The organism is Pseudomonas sediminis (genome assembly GCF_039555755.1).
GTDB lineage: Bacteria > Pseudomonadota > Gammaproteobacteria > Pseudomonadales > Pseudomonadaceae > Aquipseudomonas > Aquipseudomonas mendocina_D.
On sequence record NZ_CP154631.1, the window covers coordinates 3,804,870 to 3,820,133 of the forward strand.

Below are 15,264 nucleotides of genomic sequence, written 5' to 3' on the forward strand. Positions count from 1 at the left end.
CGTATCTCTGGTCGGCGGCGTAGTTTCGGTCAAGCAGTTTGACTTAATTCCAACGACTTTTGCACCCCAGGACATCCCATGGCCTTCTCCGAACGCATCGCCCGCCTGAAAAGCTCCCTGATCCGTGAAATTCTTGCCGCGGCGCAGCGTCCGGAAGTGATGTCCTTTGCCGGCGGTCTGCCGGCCGAGCCGATGCTGCCGAAGGTGGGCTGGGCCGAGATGCCGGCGAGCATGGGCCAGTACGGCATGAGTGAAGGCGAGCCGGCGTTGCGCGAGGCTATCGCTGCCGAAGCGCGTGCCCTGGGCGTGCCCTGCGATGCCAGTCAGGTGCTGATCGTCAGCGGCTCGCAGCAGACCTTGGACTTGGCGTCCAAGCTGTTCATCGATCCGGGCACCGAGGTGCTGCTCGAAGCGCCGACTTACCTGGCTGCCCTGCAGGCCTTTCAACTGTTCGGCGCCGACTGCATCAGCGTACCGCAGGAGGCCGACGGCCCCGAGCTGGCGGCTCTGCGTCAGCGTCTGGAGAATCACAAGCCGGCTTTCGCCTACCTGATCCCGACCTTCCAGAATCCGTCTGGCACCCGTTACAGCGAAGCCAAGCGTGAAGCCGTGGCGGCCCTGCTCGACGAGTTCGGCGTGACCCTGATCGAGGACGAGCCTTACCGCGAGCTGGTGTTCGATGCCGGTAGCGCCACCCCCATCGTCAGCCGCCTCAAGAAGGCCAGCTGGATCTACACCGGCACCGTGTCCAAGACGCTACTGCCGGGCCTGCGTGTGGGCTACCTGATCGCCACCAAGGACCTGTATCCGCACCTGCTGCGCCTGAAGCAGTCGGCTGACCTGCACACCAACCGCATCGGTCAGTGGCAGGCGCTGCAGTGGTTGGGCAGCGAGCAGTACCGCGGCCACCTGGCCGAGCTGCGCGACTTCTACCGCATTCGTCGCGACGCCATGCAGACTGCGCTGCTGGAGCACTTCGGCGATCTGGCTGACTGGCAGATCCCTCAGGGTGGCCTGTTCTTCTGGCTGACCCTGAAGCAGCCGCTCGACACCCGCACGCTGCTCGACGCGGCGCTGGCGCAGAACGTCGCCTTCATGCCGGGCGAGCCGTTCTTCATCGATCCGGACGCCAACCCAGGCCACCTGCGACTGAATTTCAGCCACGTGGCGCCGGAGCGTCTGGGTGAGGGGCTGCGCCGGTTGGCGACGGTAATTCAAGAGGCGCAGGCGAAGTAGAGACTTGTAGTGTAGGAGCCAGCTTGCTGGCGATGCACTTGCTAAGACGGATCGCCGGCAAGCCGGCTCCTACAGGTAAAAGAAGGAAACACGGGGAGGGCAACGCGATGTTCAAGGTCTACGGCGATTACCGCTCGGGCAACTGCTACAAGGTCAAGCTGATGCTGCATCTGCTGGGCAAGGAGTACCAGTGGATTCCCATCGATATCCTCAAGGGCGAGACACAGAGCGAAGCCTTCCTGGCCAAGAACCCCAACGGCAAGATCCCGGTGCTGGAGCTGGAAGATGGCACCTGTCTGTGGGAGTCCAACGCCATCCTCAATTTCCTCGCCGATGGCAGCGAGTTCCTGCCGACCGAGCCGCGCTTGCGTACCCAGGTGCTGCAGTGGCAGTTCTTCGAGCAGTACAGCCACGAGCCCTACGTTGCGGTGGCGCGTTTCATCCAGCTCTATCAGGGCATGCCCGAGGAGCGCCGCGAGGAGCACGCGCGCTGCCTGAAGCTCGGATACAAGGCCCTGAAGGTGATGGAGAAGCAGCTCGAACGTACGCCCTATCTGGTCGGCGAGCATTATTCCATCGCCGATATTGCCCTGTATGCCTACACCCACGTGGCTCACGAGGGCGGCTTCAGCCTCGACGAGTTCCCGGCCATCCGCGCCTGGATCGAGCGCGTGGCCAGCCATCCGCGGCATGTGACCATGCTGGGTTGAGTGCCTTCGAGACTGGCAGGGCGGCCGGCCTCGACTAGAGTTTGGCGGTAACCGCAAGAGGGCGCCGCCATGTCGCAAGGAAGCCGCAAGCTGGGCCTGGGGTCGCTGACCGCGCTGGTGGTGGGCTCGATGGTCGGTGGCGGGATCTTCTCGTTGCCGCAGAACATCGCCGCGCGGGCCGACGTCGGCGCGGTGCTGATCGGCTGGGGCATCACCGCGGTGGGCATGCTGGCGCTGGCCTTCGTCTTTCAGAACCTGGCCAACCGCAAGCCGCAGCTCGATGGCGGGGTGTACGTCTACGCCAAGGCGGGCCTCGGCGATTACATGGGGTTTTCCTCGGCCTGGGGCTACTGGATCAGCGCCTGGCTGGGCAATGTCGGCTACTTCGTCCTGCTGTTCTCCACACTCGGCTATTTCTTCCCGGTCTTCGGCCAGGGCAATACGCCGCTGGCCATCGCCTGCGCCTCGGGGTTGCTCTGGTGCGTGCATGCCCTGGTGCTGCGCGGCATCAAGGAGGCGGCGCTGATCAACCTGGTGACCACGATCGCCAAGCTGGTGCCGATCCTGCTGTTTATCGTCATCGTCGGCCTGGCCTTCGACCGCGACATCTTCACCCGTGACATCTGGGGGCGCAGCAATCCGCAGTTCGGCGGCGTGCTGGAGCAGGTGCGCAACATGATGCTGGTCACCGTGTTCGTGTTCATCGGTATCGAAGGGGCGAGCGTGTACTCGTCGCGTGCCGAGCGCCGCCGCGATGTGGGCAAGGCCACGGTGATCGGCTTTCTCGGCGTGCTGGCGCTGCTGATGCTGGTCAACCTGCTGTCGCTGGGGGGTGATGAGCCAGCCCGAGCTGGCGGCGCTGCAGAACCCGTCCATGGCCGGAGTGCTGGAGCATGTGGTGGGGCGTTGGGGGGCGGTGCTGATCAGCATCGGCCTGGCGGTGTCGCTGCTTGGTGCGCTGCTGTCGTGGGCGCTGCTGTGCGCCGAAATCCTCTTCGTCTCCGCCAAGGACGGCACCATGCCGGCCTTCCTGCGCCGGGAGAACGCCAATCAGGTGCCGGTCAACGCGCTGTGGCTGACCAACGGCATGATCCAGCTGTTTCTGCTGATCACCCTGTTTTCCCAAGGCACCTACCTGTCGCTCATCTACCTCGCGTCGTCGATGATTCTGGTGCCCTACCTGTGGTCGGCGGTCTATGCGCTGCTGCTGGCGCTGCGCGGCGAAACCTATGAAGATCAGGCCGGGCTGCGCCGCAAGGATCTGGCCATCGGCCTGCTGGCGGTGGGCTACGCGATCTGGCTGCTGTATGCCGGCGGGGTCAAGTACCTGCTGCTGTCGGCGCTGCTCTACGCGCCGGGGGCGCTGCTGTTTCGCCAGGCCAAGCGCGAGCAGGGGCAGGTGCTGTTCACCCGCTACGAATGGCCGATCTTCGCCGCCGTATTGCTGACCGCCGTGCTGGCCGGCTATGGCCTGTATGCCGGGCATCTGAGCTTGTAGCGCTGGACAAAGCGGTCAGCGCGTGGATAATCCGCTTCATCGCCCTCTGACTCTGGCCTCGCGACCCCATGCGCACATCCCTGCGTACCGCCCTGATCTGGATGCTGATGCTGGCCCTGCCGGCACAGGCCATGGCGGCGCTTGGCATGCAGTTATGCGAGCAGGTGCATCGCAGCGGCGCTCTGCAGATGAGTTCGACTCAGCAGGTCGAGCACGGCATGCACCACGACATGGCGGCCGACAGCGCACATGGCGCGCATCAGGACGCCGCCCCGGTGGCCAGCAGCGATGCTCTCGGCGATGGCAGTCTCTGCACCCTGTGCGCCTTCTGCGTCGGTGTCGCCGCGCCCAGCCAAGCGTTTTTGAACAACTCCGCCCTGCAAACCGTTGAGCCAGCCGCAGTCTGGCCCGACCGCCTTATCGTCGGCGTGGCCGACACGCCCGAACGCCCCCCGCGTCTTTCTCTCGCCTGAGCCCCTTAGGTAGCGCCGCCTTGCGGCGCCTGTAGCTCACGCGGCCGCCTGGCCGCCGTACGCGAGAACACATCATGACTTTGCATTCCCTTGCCGGAAGGCTGCTGGGCGTCACTGCCCTGGCGCTGCCCGGCATCCTGATGGCGGCCCAGCCCGATCCGCTGGACGCCAACGCCGCCGTGCCGGCGCAGGATTACCGTTCCCCCCTCGAAGATTACCGCGCCCAGGCCGACGAGCCGTTGCAGGACTGGCGCGCGGCCAACGATCTGGTCGGCCGTATCGGCGGCTGGCGCACCTACAGCATGGAAGGCTGGGAGCAGCCGGCCGAGCAGGGCGCCGAGCCCGTCGAGGGAGGTGGCCATGACCACCATTAAACCCGCCGTACTGCTCTGTGCCGCGCTGCTGCTGGCCGGCTGCGCCGGCTTCAGCCAGGACGGCGGCTTCGACCCGGTGCAGCAAAGCGCCGAGCGCCAGCTGGACAAGCAACTGCTGTGGGCGCGCGACGAGGCCGGCCGTGGGCAGATCGAGGCACGCGTCGCCGAGCTGCTGGCCGAACCCCTGAGCCTGGACGCCGCGGTGCAGCTGGCGCTGCTCAACAACCGTGGTCTGCAGGCGTCCTTCGACGAGCTGGGCATCGGCGAGGCCGAGCGCGTGCAGGCCGGGCGCCTGCCCAATCCCGGCTTCTCCTATGGCCGTCTGGAAAAGGGCAGCGAGGTCGAATACGAGCGCGGCCTGCACCTGAATCTGGCGCGGCTGATCGCCCTGCCGCTGACCTCGCGCTTGGAAGGTCGGCGCTTCGAGCAGTTACAGCGGCAGACCAGCCTGGCGGTGTTCGACCTGGCCAGCGAGACGCGCAAGGCCTGGTACCAGGCGGTCGCCGCCGAGGAGAGCCTGGTCTACGCGCGGCAGGTGCTGGACGCCGCAGAAGCCGGCGCCGAGCTGGCCCGGCGCATGGTCGCGGTGGGTAATTTCAGCAAGCTGCAGCAGGCCGAGCAGCAGAACTTCTACGCCGAGGCCGGCATCGGCCTGATCCAGGCCGAACAGGCGCGGGTGCGTAGCCGCGAGCAGCTGACCCGTCTGCTCGGCCTGTGGGGCGAGCAGCTCGACTACCGCCTGCCCGAACGCCTGCCGGCGTTGCCAAAAACCGCGGACCAGTTGCCGGACGTGGAGCGCCTGGCCATGAACCAGCGCCAGGACATCCAGGCCGTGCGCCTGGATGCCGAGCGCCTGGCGCAGAACCTCGGCCTGACCCGCACCACGCGCTTCATCAACGTGCTGGAGCTGGGCGTGGTCAACAACCGTTCCAACGAGGAGCCGACCCAGCGCGGCTACGAGATCAGCGTCGAGCTGCCGCTGTTCGACTGGAGCGGTGCCAAGGTGGCGCGGGCCGAGGCGCAGTATCGCCAGGCTCTCAACCGCGCCGCCGAAACGGCGATCAACGCCCGCTCGCAAGTGCGCGAGGCCTACCACGCCTACCGCAACGCCTTCGAGCTGGCGCAGCACTACCGCGCCGAGGTGCTGCCGCTGCGCCAGCGCATCGCCGAGGAAAACCTGCTGCGCTACAACGGCATGTTCATCAGCACCTTCGACCTGCTCGCCGATGCGCGCCGCCAGGTGCAGGCGGTGGATGGCTACCTGCAGGCGCAGCGCGCCTTCTGGCTGGCGCGCGCCGACCTCGACATGGCCCTGTTGGGTGCCCCCAATCCCTCGCTCGGCGCGGCGCCTGCCGCTGCTGCCGAGCCGGCCGCCGCCGGCCATTGAACAAGGAATTTCCCAGATGGTTTCACGACGCGATTTCTTTCTCGGGGCCGGCGCCATCGGCGCTGCGGTGGCCACTTCGGCAGTCAGCCGGGTGGCCATGGCGGCCCTGCCCGAACCGGTGCTGCAGGCCAGCGCCGACACCCAACCGCCGCTGCAGCCGGGCAGTGGGCGGCCCTACAACCCGGTGGTCACCCTCAACGGCTGGACACTGCCGTGGCGCATGAACAACGGCGTCAAGGAGTTCCACCTGGTCGCCGAGCCGGTGGTGCGCGAGCTGGCGCCCGGCTACAAGGCCCACCTGTGGGGCTACAACGGCCAGTCGCCGGGGCCGACCATCGAGGTGGTGGAGGGCGACCGGGTGCGCATCTTCGTCACCAACAAGCTGCCCGAGCACACCAGCATCCACTGGCACGGCCAGCGCCTGCCCAACGGCATGGACGGTGTGACGGGCCTGACCCAGCCGGCGATTCCCTCTGGCAAGACCTTCGTCTACGAGTTCGTCGCCCGCCGTCCCGGCACCTTCATGTATCACCCGCACGCCGACGAGATGGTGCAGATGGCCATGGGCATGATGGGCTTCTGGGTCACCCACCCCAGGGAGCACCACCCGCTGATCAGCGAGGTGGAACGCGACTACTGCTTGCTGCTCAGCGCCTACGACATCGAGCCGGGTGCCTACACGCCGAAGATCATGCAGATGTTCGATTTCAACCTGTGGACCTTCAACAGTCGGGTGTTTCCCGGCATCGACCCGCTGGTGGCGCGCCAGGGCGAGCGCGTGCGCCTGCGCGTCGGCAACCTGACCATGACCAACCATCCGATCCACCTGCACGGTCACGAGTTCGAGGTCACCGGCACCGACGGCGGGCCGACCCCGGTCGGCTCGCGCTGGCCGGAGGTGACCGCCGATGTGGCGGTGGGGCAGATGCGCCAGCTGGAATTCATCGCCGACGAGGAGGGCGACTGGGCACTGCACTGCCACAAGAGCCACCACACCATGAACGCCATGGGCCACGACGTGCCGACTTTGGTCGGCGTCGATCACCGCGACATGACCCGCAAGATCGCCAAACTGGTGCCCGACTACATGGTGATGGGCGAGCGCGGCATGGCCGACATGGCGGAGATGCAGATGCCGCTACCCGACAACACCGTGCCGATGATGACCGGCGACGGCCCGTTCGGCTCGGTGGAGATGGGCGGCATGTTCACCATGCTCAAGGTGCGCAAGGAGCAGGCCGCCGGCGACTACCGCGACCCTGGCTGGTTCAAGCACCCAGCCGGCACGGTGGCCTATGAATGGAAAGGGGCACTGGCCAACCCGAGCCGCTCGCACGACGGCGGCGGCCAGTCGATGCCGCTCAAGCAACCGCTCGAGGCACCGGTGGAAGTGCAGGTACGCAAGCCCGGCGGTCATGCCGGGCATTGACGGGGCGGGCCGCCACGCGGCCCGGTCCCCACAGCAAGCGAGGATTCACCGATGAAAACAGCACAGTTACTGGTTCTGATCCTGATCGGGCTGCTCGGCAGCCCGGCAGCGCTGGCCCACAGCGAAATGCACGAGGGGCATCAGGCCGCCTCAACGATCAGGGAGCAAAAGCCTTGGGGTATCGCCGGCGATGCCAGCGAAGTCGACCGCACCATCGAGATCCGCATGACTGATCAGATGCGTTTCACTCCGGATCGGCTGCAGGTCAGGCAGGGCGAGACCATTCGTTTCGTCCACCGCAACGACGGCAAGATCCTCCACGAGTTCGTCATCGGTACCCGCGAAACCCTGGATGAGCATGCCGAGTCAATGCTGCGTTTTCCCGGCATGGAACACGACGAGCCCTACATGGCTCACGTTGCGCCGGGGCAGAGCGGCGAGATGATCTGGACCTTCAACCGCGCAGGCGAGTTCGACTTCGCTTGCCTGATCGCCGGCCACTATCAGGCCGGTATGGTCGGCACCATCCGGGTGCTGGCCGAGTGACCGACGAGAGGAAAGATGCATGAACAAGTCATTGCTGATCGCGACGCTAGCCACCCTGTTCAGTCTGCCGTTGCAGGCCGCCGACCCCGCGCCGCTGAGCCAGGGCGAGGTGCGCAAGGTGGACGCCGCCGCGCAGAAGATCACCCTGCGTCACGGCCCCATCGCCAGTATCGGCATGCCGCCGATGACCATGGTCTTCGAAGTCGAGAAACCGGAACTACTGGAAGGGCTTTCAGCAGGAGAGAAGGTGAAGTTTCAAGTGCAGCAGCAGGGTAACCGTTACATCGTTACCGAACTGCAGGTAGTGGAGTAGCCAGGAGAGCCGGCCCAGGCATTGCGCCTGGGCTGGCGAACACTCAGTTCAGGCCGTCGGTCAGGGCCTTGGCAGGTACCAGCTTGACCACTTTCTTGGCAGCGATTTCGATGGCTTTGCCGGTCTGCGGGTTACGGCCGGTGCGTGCCGGGCGCTCGCTCACTTTCAGCTTGCCGATGCCTGGCAGGGTGATCTCACCGTCGTTTTCCAGTGCGTCGCCGACAATTTCGCCCAACTGATCGATCAGGGTGCGGACAGTGGCTTTGGGCAGGGATACGGCCTCGGCCAGGTCGCTGATCAGTTGGTCTTTGGTGATTGCCATGATGTAACTCCGTTTGCAGGTGAGAGGTTCGATGCTGCCGATATGGATCTGCGCAGTCGAAAACGTGGGAACGCTAACATAAAAGACATGATTCGGCAGTGCCGCAACGGGCACTGCCGATAGGGCTTAGTGTCGCATCAGTCCTGGTGGTTCCAGCGTGCTAGCAAAAAACGCAGCCTGCCGCTGATGCCGGGTTCGCTGGCGCTGTCGAACGGCACCTCGATCTCCAGGCTTCCATCGTTCTGGAGGTTGCCATCGAGTTTATGGTCGGCGCTGTGCACCCCCTGGTTCTGCCAGGCGTGGCTCACCTGCCAGCCGCTGTCGGCGCTGGGCGAGGTTATTTCCAGCACCAGGCTGTTGCGGAACAGGTAGCTGCCCTCGAAATGCTGGTTGACCCATAGCTTGCGCTCCACCTCGTAGTCCGGCACTCGCACGTTAAAGGTCAAGGTATAGGCCAGCCCCTTGCGCCTGCTGTTCACGCGCGCCCGATCAGCCAGAAACAGGCTGCCAAGGAATAGCTTGCCGTTCTCCTGCGGTGCCTTGAGCCAGTGCTGGTGGGCGAGACAGGCCACTGAATCCTCTTCGGCAGTACGCCGGCTCAGGTACCAGAGCTTGCCGCGCGGGGCGGCGAGCACTTCGAACTGGTACAGGGCGTTGACCGTTTGCCCCTGGCTCTCAGACTTGCGCAGCTCCTTGGGCAGGGTGATGGCGTCGACTTCAGCCCAGATGTCCACACGTACATCGCCGAACAGAAAGCGCGTGAGATTCTGGTAAGCCTCCTCGCTGTTGACGATGCCGAAGTAGCCGGAATGCGCTCGATAGGTAAAGGCCTTGGCGCAGGGCGCTGTCGGTTTGCTGCTAGCGTCCAGGCCGCAGAGGGTCGCGTTGTCGATGCGCACCAGGCCGTCGCTGCCATGGCCGGCGAAGGTACGCGACAGGCCCAGGCCAGCTTCGTAGTCCATACGGTTGGTGCCAACCATGCAGAAGAAGCGTTTGGATGCAAAGCGTGCCTCGGGCAGCCAGTCGACGCGTTCGGTGAGCTTGTAGGCGGCTTCCAGATCGAGAAAAGTCGCCAGGCGCTGGCGGTTGAAATTGCTGATATCGCTCAGGCTCAGCCAGCTTGGCGGGTTGATGCCGAGTAGATCGATGCCGTTGTGCGGGGTAGCGTAGGTGAACACCTTGTCCACCAGCTTGGCCGCACCACCCGGATCCAGCTTGGGGTTTTGCAGCAGGCCTCGGCACACCAGGCCACCCATCGAATGAGCCACCAGATAGCAGCGGAAGTCGGCCTTGGTGATGGCGTTCTTGGGGTTGGCGCAGATCAGCTCGCGCACCTTGAGTATCAGCTCGCCAAGCTTGCTGGCGAATACCTCCAGGCTCGGTGTGCTGCCGATGCCCAGCAGCCGTGAGGCCTCGTCGTAGTAGCGATAGATAATGATCGAACGGCTGCCCAGGCGGTTGTCGGTATTGGCGGCCCATTCCGGGTCGAGAATGTCGTAGCCGTCTTCGTACACGTCCTGATAGTCGAATTCCGTGGCCAGGCGGATCACTGGCGACTCGAAGACGAATTTGCGTGGCTGGCGGGTCTTTTCCGCTACCGCGCGGTAGACGGTAGAACCGAGGTTGAAACCGCAGAACGGGTCGGCGCTGGTCTGGTCGATCTCACCCGGGGTCATGGCGTAGCCACGCACGTAGATGATCGGATGGAAGGGGCTATGCGAATTGGCCATGGTTGCTCCTGAGGTGGCGTGCGCGTGCCTCGGGAATGCTCATCATGGCCGAACTGCGGGATGCGACGAGTGGCGCGGGTGGTCGTGAAGAAGGTTAGCTCAGCGCTGGAGGTTTTCCGGATTTTTGCGCGGCCAGACTGCGACTTGGCAAGGCTCGACTAAGCTACAGAGACCTGCCTAATGCTGGAGTGCCATCATGCTGCGTGCATTCACCGATCTGGGGTTTCGTTGGAAGATTGCCCTGCCGATTCTATTGCTGGCCGCCTTGCTGGTAACGATGGGAGCCTTGGGTGTTCGTGGCATCACTCAGGTCGCTGAATCCAGCACCACGCTGACCAATCGCCATCTGCCGGCCATCAGCCTGCTGCTCAATGCCGACCGGGATCTGTACCAGGCCTTCGTCGCCGAGCGCAGCCTGCTCGACGAAGACTCCGGTTCGCATGCCGCGCAGTTGCGCGCCTCGCATACCGAGAACCTGCAGCAGGCCTATGACCGCGTGCACAAGTTCGCCGCGATGCAGCCAGGCAGCGAAGCACTGGCTCTGGTGGCCGATTTCGACCGTGGTTTCGAACGCTGGAAGGCGACCTCGTTGCGCGTGCTGGAGCTGGCCAATAGCGACCCCAATGCTGCCAGTCGGTTGAGTTTCGCCGACAGCGAGGCGCAGTTCGAAGAGGCGCGCACTGCCATCGACAAGCTCGGCGAGCTTGAGGACAACGCGGCCAATGCGGTGGGCACCGAAGCCATCGCCCGTGGCGAGTCTCTGGCCTGGCAGCAAGGGCTGATCATCGCTATCGGCCTGCTGGTGTGCCTGGTGCTGGTGGTGGGCTTCCCGCTGTTGGTGACCCGTCCGCTGCACAACCTGCTGCATCGTATCGAACAGATCGCCGATGGTGACGGCGACCTGCGTGTGCGCCTGGACGTGCTGTCCAAGGACGAACTGGGCCAGCTCAGCCATGCCTTCAACCGCTTCCTCGACAAGCTGCAACCCTTGATCAAGGAAGTCGGCCGCGTTACTGATGAAGTCGCCGATTCAGCCAAGAGCCTGGCAGACCTGGCGGCTGCCAATGACCGGCTGATCAGCAGTGAGCACGCGGCAGTGGATCAGGTCAGCACTGCGGCCACCGAAATGAGCGTGGCCGTGCATGAAGTGGCGCGCAACGCGCAGAACGCTGCCGATGCAGCACGCAATGCCGAGCAACAGTCACGCGAGGGTGCCCAGGTGGTGGGGGCGACCATCCATTCGATCCGTCAGCTGGCTCAGGAAGTGGAAAGCGCCTCCGACACCATCCAGACCCTGGAGCAGGAAACCGCCAACATCGGTGCGGTACTGGCGGTGATCAAGGGCATCGCTGAACAGACCAACCTGCTGGCGCTCAACGCGGCCATCGAGGCAGCGCGGGCAGGGGAGCAGGGCCGCGGTTTTGCCGTGGTCGCCGATGAGGTGCGAGCGCTGGCAGCACGTACCCAGGAGTCGACCAAGGACATCCAGCAGATGATCGAGCGTCTACAGGCTGGTGTGCAGAATGCGGTCAAGGCCACGCACTCAGGCAGCGCACGGGCGCGGCAGAGCGTGGAGCAGGCTGCCGGTGTGGACCAGGCTTTGAGCGTGACCGGTGATTCGGTGCAACGCATCAACGACATGGCGGCGCAGATCGCCACTGCCTGCGAGGAGCAAAGTAGCGTCACCGAAGAAATCGCCCGCAATATCAGCGATATTCGCGACCTGTCCAACGAGGCGGCGCAAACCTCCGAGCAGAGCTCGCGAGCCAGCCAGCACTTGTCTGATCTGTCTCATGGGCTGGCGCAATTGGTGGGACGTTTCCGCGTGTGACGTCAGTGTCTCGCGTATCTAAGTGTTTGAAGCAGTTGTAAGTTTACGTTTAGCCGTTACAATGGCGCGGCTCGTCGCAATGGCGGGCAGCGTTATGGTGGCCCTGCCGGTCCCCTCGCAACGATTACCCGTTAACCTGGTCAGGCCCGGAAGGGAGCAGCCACAGCGGGAACATCGTGTGCCGGGGTGTGGCTGGTAGGGTCCACCTCCAGTTTTCCAAGCCTCCCCCTATCTCATTATCCTCAGTGTTTATCTGAAGGTTTTTGCTGTGCGCAATAAAAAGCCCGCGCTTTGGGCGCGGGCTTTTGGCTGTTTGCAGGCTCAGGCGATGCGGTAATTCAACACGCTGTCCTGTTCCTTGAGTGTCTTGCGCAGATCGGCTGGGATATTGCCGGCGCGTACGGCCAGTTCCAGGCGAATTTCTTCCAGGCTCTGGGCGAAGGCATCTTGGTCGGTGACCTGTGGCTTGGCCAGGACGCGGCTGTAGACGGTGCTGTTGCTCTCGTCGAGCAGGGCGAGGATGATACTGCCGTCCGGGCGCGGCGAGCTGAAGCTGGCGCGCAGCGGATTGAACAGGTGATCGACGAGCTGTTGGTTGGTGAGTTCCATGTCCTACTCCATCCTGAGGTTGGTCACCTTTGACCTCAGGATGACGACTTGGTTCAGGCAGTGAGCGACTGACGGGTGCGTTCGATCACCTGTTGCAGCGACTCGTCGTTGTACTGGCCAGGGTAGAGACGCTGGCTGTACTGGGCGATACCGGTCTTGTCGACCAGGGTAAAGCTGAAGCTGCCCTTGCGCGTTGCCTGGATGCGGCAATCGAACGGCGCGAAGGCGTGAGTCAGGGTGCTGATGGCTTTCTGAATTTGATGTTGAGCATTCATTTTTCTAGGTATTCCTTAAAGCATGTGCGCTTCGTTGCGCGTGGTGTAGCTCCATGTTGTTGGCCAAAAAAGCGGCCATAGCATGTCAACCGATCGGAGCTTGATTAGCACGATAAAGTTCCATTGTTACGGTTCTTCGGCGTGGTCGGTACGTCGGAGGCAGGCAGAGGAACTGCACCGATAAACGGCGAGTCGGCCTGATCAGTCAGCAGGTGGGATCGGGGAGGGCGGCAGCGCAGAGATGCGCTAGGCGTTGAACCGGGAAACCAGCGAGGGGGCGCAAAGGCCTTAATGACTTACAGCGTGGTACGAACGGCGCGGATGATAATGCGTTGTGCAAGAAATAACCAGCACTATTTCTCAAGTCAGGGTGATGCAGCTCCACGCATGCGGGTGGCGGATGCAATTTGCCGGTTGCTCCGCTAGGATTAGCCCACTTTTGCTTTCCTCATATGACGGTTTTCCATGAGTTATCAGGTTCTTGCACGTAAATGGCGTCCGCGCTCGTTCCGCGAAATGGTCGGCCAGACGCATGTGCTCAAAGCCCTGATCAATGCCTTGGACAGCCAGCGCCTGCACCATGCCTACCTGTTCACCGGTACACGCGGGGTGGGCAAGACCACAATCGCGCGGATCATCGCCAAGTGCCTGAACTGCGAAACCGGCATCAGCTCTACCCCTTGCGGCACCTGCTCGGTGTGCAGGGAGATCGATGAAGGCCGCTTCGTCGACCTGATCGAAGTGGACGCCGCCAGCCGCACCAAGGTCGAAGACACCCGCGAGTTGCTCGACAACGTGCAGTACTCGCCAAGCCGAGGACGCTTCAAGGTCTACCTGATCGACGAAGTGCACATGCTCTCCACCAGTTCCTTCAACGCCCTGTTGAAGACCCTGGAGGAGCCGCCACCCCACGTCAAATTCCTCCTCGCCACCACCGATCCGCAGAAGTTGCCGGTCACCGTGCTGTCACGCTGCCTGCAGTTCTCGCTGAAGAACATGCCACCGGAGCGCGTGGTCGAGCATCTGACCCATGTACTGACTGCCGAGAACGTGCCGTTCGAGGACGACGCCCTGTGGCTGCTCGGCCGGGCTGCCGACGGTTCGATGCGCGACGCCATGAGCCTGACCGACCAGGCCATTGCCTTTGGTGAAGGCAAGGTGCTGGCGGCTGATGTGCGCGCCATGCTCGGCACGCTCGATCACGGCCAGGTCTACGGCGTGCTGCACGCTCTGATCGAGGGGGATGCACGTGCGCTGATCGAGGCGGTGCGCCATCTCGCTGAGCAGGGGCCGGACTGGAATGGCGTGCTGTCGGAAATGCTCAACGTCCTGCACCGCGTTGCCATCGCCCAGGCGCTGCCCGATGCAGTGGACAATGGCCAGGGCGACCGCGAGCGCGTGCTGCAACTGGCCCAGGCCTTGCCGGCCGAAGATGTGCAGTTCTACTACCAGATGGGGTTGATCGGTCGTCGCGATCTACCCCTGGCCCCGGAACCGCGCGGTGGCTTCGAGATGGTGCTGCTGCGCATGCTGGCCTTCCGTCCGGGGGGCGCTGACGATGCGCCCAAGGTCACGCTAAAGCCCTTGGGGATCAGCCAGGCCACTGCTGATTCCCAACAAAATCCAGTGGCCGGCACCGCTATGCCGGCTCCTGTTCCTGTGCTTTCTTCGCCTGCTCCAGCTGTCGCATCGGCGCCTGTCGTTGAGCCTGCAGTGAGTGAGCCGGACCCCGAGGTTGTGCCTCCGGTTGCAGCGACCGCTATCGTCGCCCCTGAGCCTGAGCCTGAGCCCGCTGCGCCTGCCGCCGTCGATGTGCCCTGGGAAACGGCCGCACCCGTTGCGCCCGTGGCCGACGCCGTTCAGACCGTCGCGTCAGCCGCGCCTGAGGTGACTGTTGTCGAGCCTGAAGTCCCGCAAGTGACCGCGACTGCCACGCCGGAGCACAGCGAGGCTGCGCAGCCCGTGGTGGAAACCGATGGCGCCGACGACGAGCCGCCGCTTGGCGACTACGACTATGTCGAAATGGACGCCGAAACCCTCGATTACGATTTTGGCCAGGCCGAAACCGCGGCTTCCGTGGTCGAGGAGCCGTTGCCGGCCGCCAAGCCGGCTACGGGGTTGGCGGCGGAGTGGCTGTCACTGTTCCCGCAGCTCGGCCTGGGCGGCATGACTGGCAGCATCGCCGCCAACTGCACCCTGATCGAAGCCAATGGTGATGACTGGCTGCTGCACCTGGACCCTGCGCACAGCGCGCTGTTCAACCCGACTCAGCAGCGCCGTCTCAATGATGCGCTGAACCAGCAGCAGGGACGCAGCATCAAACTGCGCATCGAGCTGTGCAAGCCCGAGCAGGAAACACCGGCACAGGCCGCTGCTCGTCGCCGTGCCGATCGCCAGCGCAGCGCCGAGGCCTCGATCCATGCCGACCCGCTGGTGCAGCAAATGATTCAGCAGTTCGCCGCCAAAGTGCGCGACGACAGCATCGAACCAATCGATACCCCCAGTTAATTCTGAACACCGAGGATACCGAC

The 15,264-nt window shown here is 64.0% G+C and carries 13 protein-coding genes, 1 other RNA gene and 3 pseudogenes; 13 read left to right on the forward strand and 4 right to left on the reverse strand.

Going from position 1 to position 15,264, the window contains the following annotated elements; genetic code table 11:
* The first annotated feature begins 78 nt into the window (after positions 1-78).
* The 9 genes and pseudogenes from AAEQ75_RS17810 to AAEQ75_RS17850 all read left to right on the forward strand — a co-directional run bounded on the left by AAEQ75_RS17810 (position 79) and on the right by AAEQ75_RS17850 (position 7,966).
* Positions 79-1,236 (forward strand): PLP-dependent aminotransferase family protein, encoded by a 1,158-nt coding sequence (locus AAEQ75_RS17810; RefSeq protein ID WP_343349969.1) that lies wholly within the window; start codon positions 79-81, stop codon positions 1,234-1,236.
* Positions 1,237-1,343: 107 nt separating this feature from the next.
* Positions 1,344-1,946 (forward strand): glutathione S-transferase family protein, encoded by a 603-nt coding sequence (locus AAEQ75_RS17815; protein ID WP_343349970.1) that lies wholly within the window; start codon positions 1,344-1,346, stop codon positions 1,944-1,946.
* A 69-nt stretch (positions 1,947-2,015) separates the two neighbouring features.
* Positions 2,016-3,444, forward strand: a pseudogene (gene arcD / locus AAEQ75_RS17820) (arginine-ornithine antiporter).
* Positions 3,445-3,512: 68 nt separating this feature from the next.
* Positions 3,513-3,917: a hypothetical protein gene (locus AAEQ75_RS17825; RefSeq protein WP_343349971.1), complete on the forward strand. Its 405-nt coding sequence runs from the start codon at positions 3,513-3,515 to the stop codon at positions 3,915-3,917.
* A gap of 74 nt (positions 3,918-3,991) precedes the next feature.
* Positions 3,992-4,291, forward strand: coding sequence for a hypothetical protein (locus tag AAEQ75_RS17830; protein WP_106735267.1), 300 nt, complete (start codon positions 3,992-3,994; stop codon positions 4,289-4,291).
* Complete coding sequence (locus AAEQ75_RS17835) at positions 4,278-5,678, forward strand: TolC family protein (protein WP_343349972.1); 1,401 nt, start codon at positions 4,278-4,280, stop codon at positions 5,676-5,678. The genes AAEQ75_RS17830 and AAEQ75_RS17835 overlap by 14 nt, the downstream gene beginning before the upstream one ends.
* Positions 5,679-5,694: 16 nt before the next feature.
* Entirely contained in the window at positions 5,695-7,107 is a 1,413-nt protein-coding gene (locus AAEQ75_RS17840) for a multicopper oxidase family protein (protein ID WP_343349973.1), read from the forward strand.
* 51 nt (positions 7,108-7,158) lie between these two features.
* The gene (locus tag AAEQ75_RS17845; protein WP_106735270.1) at positions 7,159-7,653 is read left to right on the forward strand and encodes a cupredoxin domain-containing protein; all 495 of its coding nucleotides are present in this window, start codon (positions 7,159-7,161) and stop codon (positions 7,651-7,653) included.
* A gap of 19 nt (positions 7,654-7,672) precedes the next feature.
* Complete coding sequence (locus tag AAEQ75_RS17850; protein ID WP_106735271.1) at positions 7,673-7,966, forward strand: copper-binding protein; 294 nt, start codon at positions 7,673-7,675, stop codon at positions 7,964-7,966.
* A gap of 43 nt (positions 7,967-8,009) precedes the next feature.
* Here the strand turns inward: AAEQ75_RS17850 and AAEQ75_RS17855 are convergent, their stop codons facing one another.
* Together AAEQ75_RS17855 and AAEQ75_RS17860 are read right to left on the reverse strand one after the other, a co-directional pair.
* Positions 8,010-8,288 (reverse strand): HU family DNA-binding protein, encoded by a 279-nt coding sequence (locus AAEQ75_RS17855; RefSeq protein WP_017677253.1) that lies wholly within the window; start codon positions 8,286-8,288, stop codon positions 8,010-8,012.
* 137 nt (positions 8,289-8,425) lie between these two features.
* Complete coding sequence (locus AAEQ75_RS17860; RefSeq protein ID WP_343349974.1) at positions 8,426-10,018, reverse strand: hypothetical protein; 1,593 nt, start codon at positions 10,016-10,018, stop codon at positions 8,426-8,428.
* Positions 10,019-10,295: 277 nt separating this feature from the next.
* Here AAEQ75_RS17860 and AAEQ75_RS22035 point away from each other — a divergent pair.
* The 3 genes and pseudogenes from AAEQ75_RS22035 to ffs form a co-directional block, all read left to right on the forward strand.
* Positions 10,296-10,943, forward strand: a pseudogene (locus AAEQ75_RS22035) (MCP four helix bundle domain-containing protein); the annotation flags it as partial.
* Positions 10,944-11,252: 309 nt separating this feature from the next.
* Positions 11,253-11,849, forward strand: a pseudogene (locus AAEQ75_RS22040) (methyl-accepting chemotaxis protein); the annotation flags it as partial.
* A 104-nt stretch (positions 11,850-11,953) separates the two neighbouring features.
* An RNA gene (gene ffs / locus AAEQ75_RS17870) (signal recognition particle sRNA small type) lies at positions 11,954-12,050 on the forward strand.
* A 120-nt stretch (positions 12,051-12,170) separates the two neighbouring features.
* Here ffs and AAEQ75_RS17875 read toward each other — a convergent pair.
* Both AAEQ75_RS17875 and AAEQ75_RS17880 read right to left on the reverse strand, forming a co-directional pair.
* Positions 12,171-12,458, reverse strand: a complete 288-nt coding sequence (locus AAEQ75_RS17875; protein ID WP_343349976.1) for a DUF3509 domain-containing protein — start codon at positions 12,456-12,458, stop codon at positions 12,171-12,173.
* Between the two features lie 53 nt (positions 12,459-12,511).
* Positions 12,512-12,733 (reverse strand): hypothetical protein, encoded by a 222-nt coding sequence (locus AAEQ75_RS17880; protein ID WP_099525504.1) that lies wholly within the window; start codon positions 12,731-12,733, stop codon positions 12,512-12,514.
* A gap of 465 nt (positions 12,734-13,198) precedes the next feature.
* On the opposite strand from AAEQ75_RS17880, the gene dnaX reads away from it, so the two are divergent.
* Positions 13,199-15,241: a DNA polymerase III subunit gamma/tau gene (dnaX, locus tag AAEQ75_RS17885; protein WP_343349977.1), complete on the forward strand. Its 2,043-nt coding sequence runs from the start codon at positions 13,199-13,201 to the stop codon at positions 15,239-15,241.
* The last annotated feature ends 23 nt before the right edge of the window (positions 15,242-15,264 follow it).

Coding starts and splice junctions, on each gene's coding strand:
- dnaX (WP_343349977.1), top strand. CDS start 13,199: ATGAGTTATCAGGTTCTTGCACGTAAATGGCGTCCGCGCTCGTTCCGC.
- AAEQ75_RS17815 (WP_343349970.1), top strand. CDS start 1,344: ATGTTCAAGGTCTACGGCGATTACCGCTCGGGCAACTGCTACAAGGTC.
- AAEQ75_RS17810 (WP_343349969.1), top strand. CDS start 79: ATGGCCTTCTCCGAACGCATCGCCCGCCTGAAAAGCTCCCTGATCCGT.
- AAEQ75_RS17850 (WP_106735271.1), top strand. CDS start 7,673: ATGAACAAGTCATTGCTGATCGCGACGCTAGCCACCCTGTTCAGTCTG.
- AAEQ75_RS17875 (WP_343349976.1), bottom strand. CDS start 12,458: ATGGAACTCACCAACCAACAGCTCGTCGATCACCTGTTCAATCCGCTG.
- AAEQ75_RS17855 (WP_017677253.1), bottom strand. CDS start 8,288: ATGGCAATCACCAAAGACCAACTGATCAGCGACCTGGCCGAGGCCGTA.
- AAEQ75_RS17835 (WP_343349972.1), top strand. CDS start 4,278: ATGACCACCATTAAACCCGCCGTACTGCTCTGTGCCGCGCTGCTGCTG.
- AAEQ75_RS17830 (WP_106735267.1), top strand. CDS start 3,992: ATGACTTTGCATTCCCTTGCCGGAAGGCTGCTGGGCGTCACTGCCCTG.
- AAEQ75_RS17845 (WP_106735270.1), top strand. CDS start 7,159: ATGAAAACAGCACAGTTACTGGTTCTGATCCTGATCGGGCTGCTCGGC.
- AAEQ75_RS17860 (WP_343349974.1), bottom strand. CDS start 10,018: ATGGCCAATTCGCATAGCCCCTTCCATCCGATCATCTACGTGCGTGGC.
- AAEQ75_RS17880 (WP_099525504.1), bottom strand. CDS start 12,733: ATGAATGCTCAACATCAAATTCAGAAAGCCATCAGCACCCTGACTCAC.
- AAEQ75_RS17840 (WP_343349973.1), top strand. CDS start 5,695: ATGGTTTCACGACGCGATTTCTTTCTCGGGGCCGGCGCCATCGGCGCT.
- AAEQ75_RS17825 (WP_343349971.1), top strand. CDS start 3,513: ATGCGCACATCCCTGCGTACCGCCCTGATCTGGATGCTGATGCTGGCC.